At 48.0% G+C, this 4,689-nt stretch carries 7 protein-coding genes; 5 read left to right on the top strand and 2 right to left on the bottom strand.

The genetic code is table 11. The features are described from left to right. Positions 1–141: 141 nt before the first annotated feature. Positions 142–1,203, top strand: coding sequence for a YedE family putative selenium transporter (yedE, locus tag QZ147_RS08340; protein ID WP_295149225.1), 1,062 nt, complete (start codon positions 142–144; stop codon positions 1,201–1,203). A 49-nt stretch (positions 1,204–1,252) separates the two neighbouring features. Here the strand turns inward: yedE and QZ147_RS08335 are convergent, their stop codons facing one another. Both QZ147_RS08335 and QZ147_RS08330 read right to left on the bottom strand, forming a co-directional pair. After that, the gene (locus tag QZ147_RS08335) at positions 1,253–1,687 is read right to left on the bottom strand and encodes a molybdenum cofactor biosynthesis protein MoaE (protein ID WP_295149223.1); all 435 of its coding nucleotides are present in this window, start codon (positions 1,685–1,687) and stop codon (positions 1,253–1,255) included. 2 nt (positions 1,688–1,689) lie between these two features. Next, entirely contained in the window at positions 1,690–1,917 is a 228-nt protein-coding gene (locus tag QZ147_RS08330; protein WP_295149221.1) for a MoaD/ThiS family protein, read from the bottom strand. An 81-nt stretch (positions 1,918–1,998) separates the two neighbouring features. Here QZ147_RS08330 and nspC point away from each other — a divergent pair, with 81 nt between their 5' ends. The 4 genes from nspC to QZ147_RS08310 form a co-directional block, all read left to right on the top strand. Then, entirely contained in the window at positions 1,999–3,138 is a 1,140-nt protein-coding gene (nspC, locus tag QZ147_RS08325; protein ID WP_295149219.1) for a carboxynorspermidine decarboxylase, read from the top strand. Positions 3,139–3,458: 320 nt separating this feature from the next. Further along, complete coding sequence (locus QZ147_RS08320) at positions 3,459–4,184, top strand: molecular chaperone TorD family protein (RefSeq protein WP_295149218.1); 726 nt, start codon at positions 3,459–3,461, stop codon at positions 4,182–4,184. Then, entirely contained in the window at positions 4,171–4,350 is a 180-nt protein-coding gene (locus QZ147_RS08315) for a twin-arginine translocation signal domain-containing protein (protein ID WP_295149214.1), read from the top strand. Before QZ147_RS08320 ends, QZ147_RS08315 begins: the two co-directional genes overlap by 14 nt. An 18-nt stretch (positions 4,351–4,368) precedes the next feature. Continuing rightward, a partial coding sequence (locus QZ147_RS08310; RefSeq protein ID WP_295149212.1) for a twin-arginine translocation signal domain-containing protein occupies positions 4,369–4,689 on the top strand: 321 nt, incomplete at its 3' end.

Below are 4,689 nucleotides of genomic sequence, written 5' to 3'. Positions count from 1 at the left end.
AAAAATTTAAAATAAAATTTCGGCTATTTTATCTTTTTGCGCTTAAATTTAGCGCCCAAAATTTTATCTATTTTTTATCGCCTCTTAGTTAAAATTACGCCGAGGAATCAGGTTGATTTTACTATTTTTTCAAGGCTTTTTATGAAAAATTCATTTTGGTTTATCGTTGCGGGCGGAACGCTCGGCGCTTTGGGAGCTTTGCTCGTATATTTAGGAAACCCCGGCAACATGGGTATTTGCGCGGCGTGCTTTTTACGAGATACGGCGGGCGCGCTCGGCTTTCACCGCGCGGGCGTAGTGCAATACGTGCGACCCGAGATTATCGGGCTAATCGCGGGCGGATTTATCGCGAGCTTGTTTTGGACGAAGGAATTTGGCGCGACTACGGGCTCGTCGCCGTTTTTGAAATTTTTTCTAGGCGCATTTGCTATGATCGGCTGCCTCGTATTTTTAGGCTGCCCGTGGAGGGCGTTTTTACGTCTGGGTGGCGGCGATATGACGGCGATTTCGGGACTGGCGGGGCTCGTAGCGGGCGTATTTTGCGGATTTTTATTTAAAAAGCGCGGATACGAAACGAGTCCGGAAATTCGCGTAAACGCCGCCTTGGGCGCGCTGCCGCTAATTATCGGCGCGCTCTTGCTCGCCGCATCGGTTTTTGGGCTAAAAATCGGCGAAAACGGGGCTTTGTTTGCTAGCGTAAAGGGCCCCGGCAGTCAGCATGCGCCCGTATTCGCGTCGTTCGCGCTTGCGGCTATCGTAGGCGTTTTTATGCATAAGAGCAAATTTTGCAGCGTAGGGGCGTTTGGTAGGGCTTTTCGCGGCGATTTTTCGATGCTTTGGGGCGCGGTAAGCGTCGTGGCGTTCGCTAGCGTCGTTAATGCCGCGCTAGGGCAGTATAAGCTAGGCTTTGAAGACCAGCCTATCGCGCATACCGACTATATTTACAACTTTATCGGTATGGCGCTTGCGGGGCTTTGTTTTAGTCTTAGCGAAGGCTGCCCGGGCAAGCATTTGGTACACGCGGGCGCGGGAAATTTAAGTTCGGCGGTATTTGTTTTGGGTATGGGCGCGGGAGCGGGCTTTGCTCATAATTTCATGTTGGCAAGCTCGGCAAAAGGTATAACGCAATACGCTCCGTGGGCGCTGGCGCTGGGTTTCGCGTTTGCGATTTACGCGGGGCTAGCCGCTAAGCGCGCGGCGTAAAATGCTAGTTCGGCGCTTTGCGAATTAAGCGGCCGCGCCGATCGGCCTTTTACGCGAGCAGCCCCGCGCCTTTGATCGCTTGGCTGCGTTCTTTGGCGTAGACGCGCTCGCCTTTTATGACGTCGTATTTCCAAATCGGCGCCGCGGCTTTAAAATCCTCGACGAATTCGTTTATTAGCGCCAGCGCTACCTTGCGCTGCGGACTTACGACGCCCGCGATATAAGAGCTTTCGTGCACCGCTACGTCGCCGCGCGAGTGCGCGAAAAGCACGAACGCTCCGCGCTGCGCAGCCTTTTGCGTCCAGCTATCAAACCATTTACGCAAAATCGGCTCGTAAATATCGAAGCTTAGCGCGCTGATGCCGCCTTCCTCGCGCACGATACCGACGAAGCTAATTAGCGCGCCACAATTTTTATTCTTAAATTCCGCGTACCAGCGGTTCGTGATCTCCTCTACGTTTAGGCTTCCCTCGTAAATTTCCACGCTCAACCTCCGCAAATCGGCGGTAGAATCGAAATTTTATCCCCGTCTTTTAGCGGCGTTTTAACGTCGGTCGCGACCTCGTCGTTAACCGCCACGGCGCAAATTTTAAGCCACTCGTTAAGCTCGGAGTTTTTAAGATTTGCCAGTTTTTCTTTCACTTCGCCGAGACTCGCGGCTTGAAGCGAAATTTTATCCATTTTAATCGGACCTAAAAATTCGATTTCGATCATATTTTTCCTTTAAAATTTTGCGCCATAATAGCGAAAAATTTCTAAATTTGGCTATACTTGCGCCGAATTTAAAGGATGAAAATGGACGAAAATTTAAAGCGTATAAAGACCCCCGCCTACGTGCTTGAAGAGGCGAAACTGCGCGCAAATTTGGAGCTTTTAAAACGCGTAAAAGACGAAAGCGGAGCTAAAATTTTAGTGGCGCTTAAAGGCTTTGCGTTTAGCGGCGCGATGGAGCTTGTTTCGCGGTATTTAGACGGCGCGACTTGCAGCGGGCTTTACGAGGCGAAATTTGCTAGCGAGCTCGTAGGCGGCGAGATACATACGTATTCGCCCGCGTTTAAAGAGGACGAGTTTGTGGAAATTTTAAAGGTTTCAAACCACGTCGTTTTTAATAGCTTCGCGCAGTGGGCGAAATTTAAGGGCGAAGCGCTGGCCGCGGGCGCGGAGTGCAGCTTACGCGTAAATCCCGAATTCTCGGTGTCGCCCGTGGACGCGTATAACCCGTGCGGCGAATTTAGCAGGCTTGGCGTTACGCGCGCGAATTTTCGCCCCGAATTATTAGATGGAATTTCGGGACTAAATTTTCACGCGCTTTGCGAAGAGAGCGCGGAAAATTTAGGGCGCGTTTTGGAGGCGTTCGAGCGAAATTTCGGCGAATTTATTCAGCGTATGAAATGGATAAATTTCGGCGGCGGCCATCATATTACGCGCGAAGGCTACGACGTAGAGCTGCTTATAAATTTGATTAAAAAATTCCGCGAAAAATACGGCGTGGGCGTTTATTTAGAACCTGGCGAGGCCGTGGGCTGGCAGAGCGGATTTTTAATTGCTAGCGTGCTTGATATCGTGCAAAACGGCAAGCCAATCGCTATTTTAGACGTTTCGTCCGAAGCGCATATGCCGGATACCGTGCTGATGCCCTATCGTCCCGCCGTTCGAGGCGAGAGCGAAGACGGAGCGTACGAATACCGACTGGGTGCTAATACCTGCCTAGCCGGCGACATCGCGGGGCTTGCGGCGGGGCGACCGGAGTATAGGTTCGCAAAGCCGCTAAATATCGGAGATCGCGTGATATTTGAAGATCAGATCCACTATACGATCGTAAAAAATACGACCTTTAACGGAGTAAAACTACCCGATCTTTTGGTGTTAAAAGAGGACGGAGAGATTAAGACGGTAAGGAAATTCGGATACGAGCAGTACAGGGATAGAAATTAAATTTTGCGGTCGCGCTATTGTGCGAGTTTAAATCCACTCTTTGTTTTCCTAGCGTTTATAAAAGCCGCAACGCCTAAATTTAGACGAAGAGTATAAAAATTAGAGCGGGCAAATATCAAAATTTATTAAATTTTGAAACGCAAAATTTTTAGATTTCCCGAAAATTCCCGCCTTTTTAGATATGCAATTAAGGCATATTTAAGAAAATATTAATTTTTAAAACTTATATTTTTTTAAGGCTAGTAAATAAGCAAATATATTGTAAATTTCTCATCGTGAAAATTTAGATTTAAATTTTTGCCTATTAATAAGGAAAAAAGATGGAAGATCAAGTCCGAATTTTGACGGCTAGACGGCTTTATTACTGCTTGCTTGCCGACCTTTTTACGTTTAGCGAAAATGAAAGATTTTTAAACGTAGCCAAAATGCTTGAAATTTTACGAAATTCTCCGCTCGACGAAGCGAGCGCGGAGGCGATAGATAGCTTAATCTCAAAATTTACTTCTCAAAATTTACAAAATATAATCCAAGAATACGACGATATTTTCCACGCTCCGCCGCACGCGATACGAAACACTTTCTCTTATTACGACGAGGGATTCGAGAGCGGTTACGCGTGCGCTAGGGTGCGCGAGCTACTAAAAAAAACCGACGTTCGCCGAGACGAGCGAAATTTTAAAGAAAACGAAGATAGCGTCGGATTTACTTTTTTATTAATGGCGGAATTTTTAACTAGACAAATCGCGGGCGACGAGAGATACGGCGAGTTCGCGGACGAACTGTTTAGCACAACGATACATCCTTTTATCGATAAATTTATAAGCGAGCTTTACGCCTGTCCCGCCGCGCTAGTTTATAAAGACGCGTGCGCGATTTTACAAGCGTTTATAGAATTTGAAAGGCTTTATTACGAGCTTGCGAAACCGAATTACGACGACGAAAAACACATAAAAACTCAAAACGGAATTTCGCGCTCGGAGGCGTTAAGACGCGAGCAAAACCGAGCAAAGCGAAATGCGGAAAGGAAAATAAATGCACAAAACTAATAGGCGAGAGTTCCTAAAAAAGCTGATGGTTAGCGGCGCGGTAGTAGCCGCGGGCGCTAGCGTCGCAAATGCGGACGCGGGTATTAAAAGCGGTAAAAGCAAGAGCAAAGAGACGCTTTATAAGCGTAACGCGACTTGGGAATTTTATTACAAACAAGCAAAATAATTTACGAAAGGAAGTAAAATGTCTGAAAATTTAAAACAGACGCCTACGCCTCGCGTCGGTCGTCGTTCGTTTTTAAAAATGGCGTCGCTCGCGGCGGTCGCGGGCGCGGCTAGCGTAAGCGCAAGCTCAAACGCCGTTCGCGAAGCAAGTCAGGCCGAGAAAAAAGAGCCGTTTGAAGGCTCGAAACTAGTAAAGACCGTTTGCACCGTTTGCTCGGTAGGATGCGGAGTAATCGGCGAAGTACAAAACGGCGTATGGGTACGCCAAGAAGTCGCGCAAGACCATCCTGTAAGTGCGGGCGGACACTGCTGTAAGGGTCCGCCCGCACTTACAGGATGG

The organism is uncultured Campylobacter sp. (genome assembly GCF_905371695.1).
GTDB lineage: Bacteria > Campylobacterota > Campylobacteria > Campylobacterales > Campylobacteraceae > Campylobacter_A.
This window is presented reverse-complemented; position numbering and strand designations above follow the sequence as displayed.

What these genes read in the sequence shown, in the direction of transcription:
- QZ147_RS08320 (WP_295149218.1), top strand. Translation starts at nt 3,459, where the DNA reads ATGGAAGATCAAGTCCGAATTTTGACGGCTAGACGGCTTTATTACTGC.
- nspC (WP_295149219.1), top strand. Translation starts at nt 1,999, where the DNA reads ATGGACGAAAATTTAAAGCGTATAAAGACCCCCGCCTACGTGCTTGAA.
- yedE (WP_295149225.1), top strand. Translation starts at nt 142, where the DNA reads ATGAAAAATTCATTTTGGTTTATCGTTGCGGGCGGAACGCTCGGCGCT.
- QZ147_RS08315 (WP_295149214.1), top strand. Translation starts at nt 4,171, where the DNA reads ATGCACAAAACTAATAGGCGAGAGTTCCTAAAAAAGCTGATGGTTAGC.
- QZ147_RS08330 (WP_295149221.1), bottom strand. Translation starts at nt 1,917, where the DNA reads ATGATCGAAATCGAATTTTTAGGTCCGATTAAAATGGATAAAATTTCG.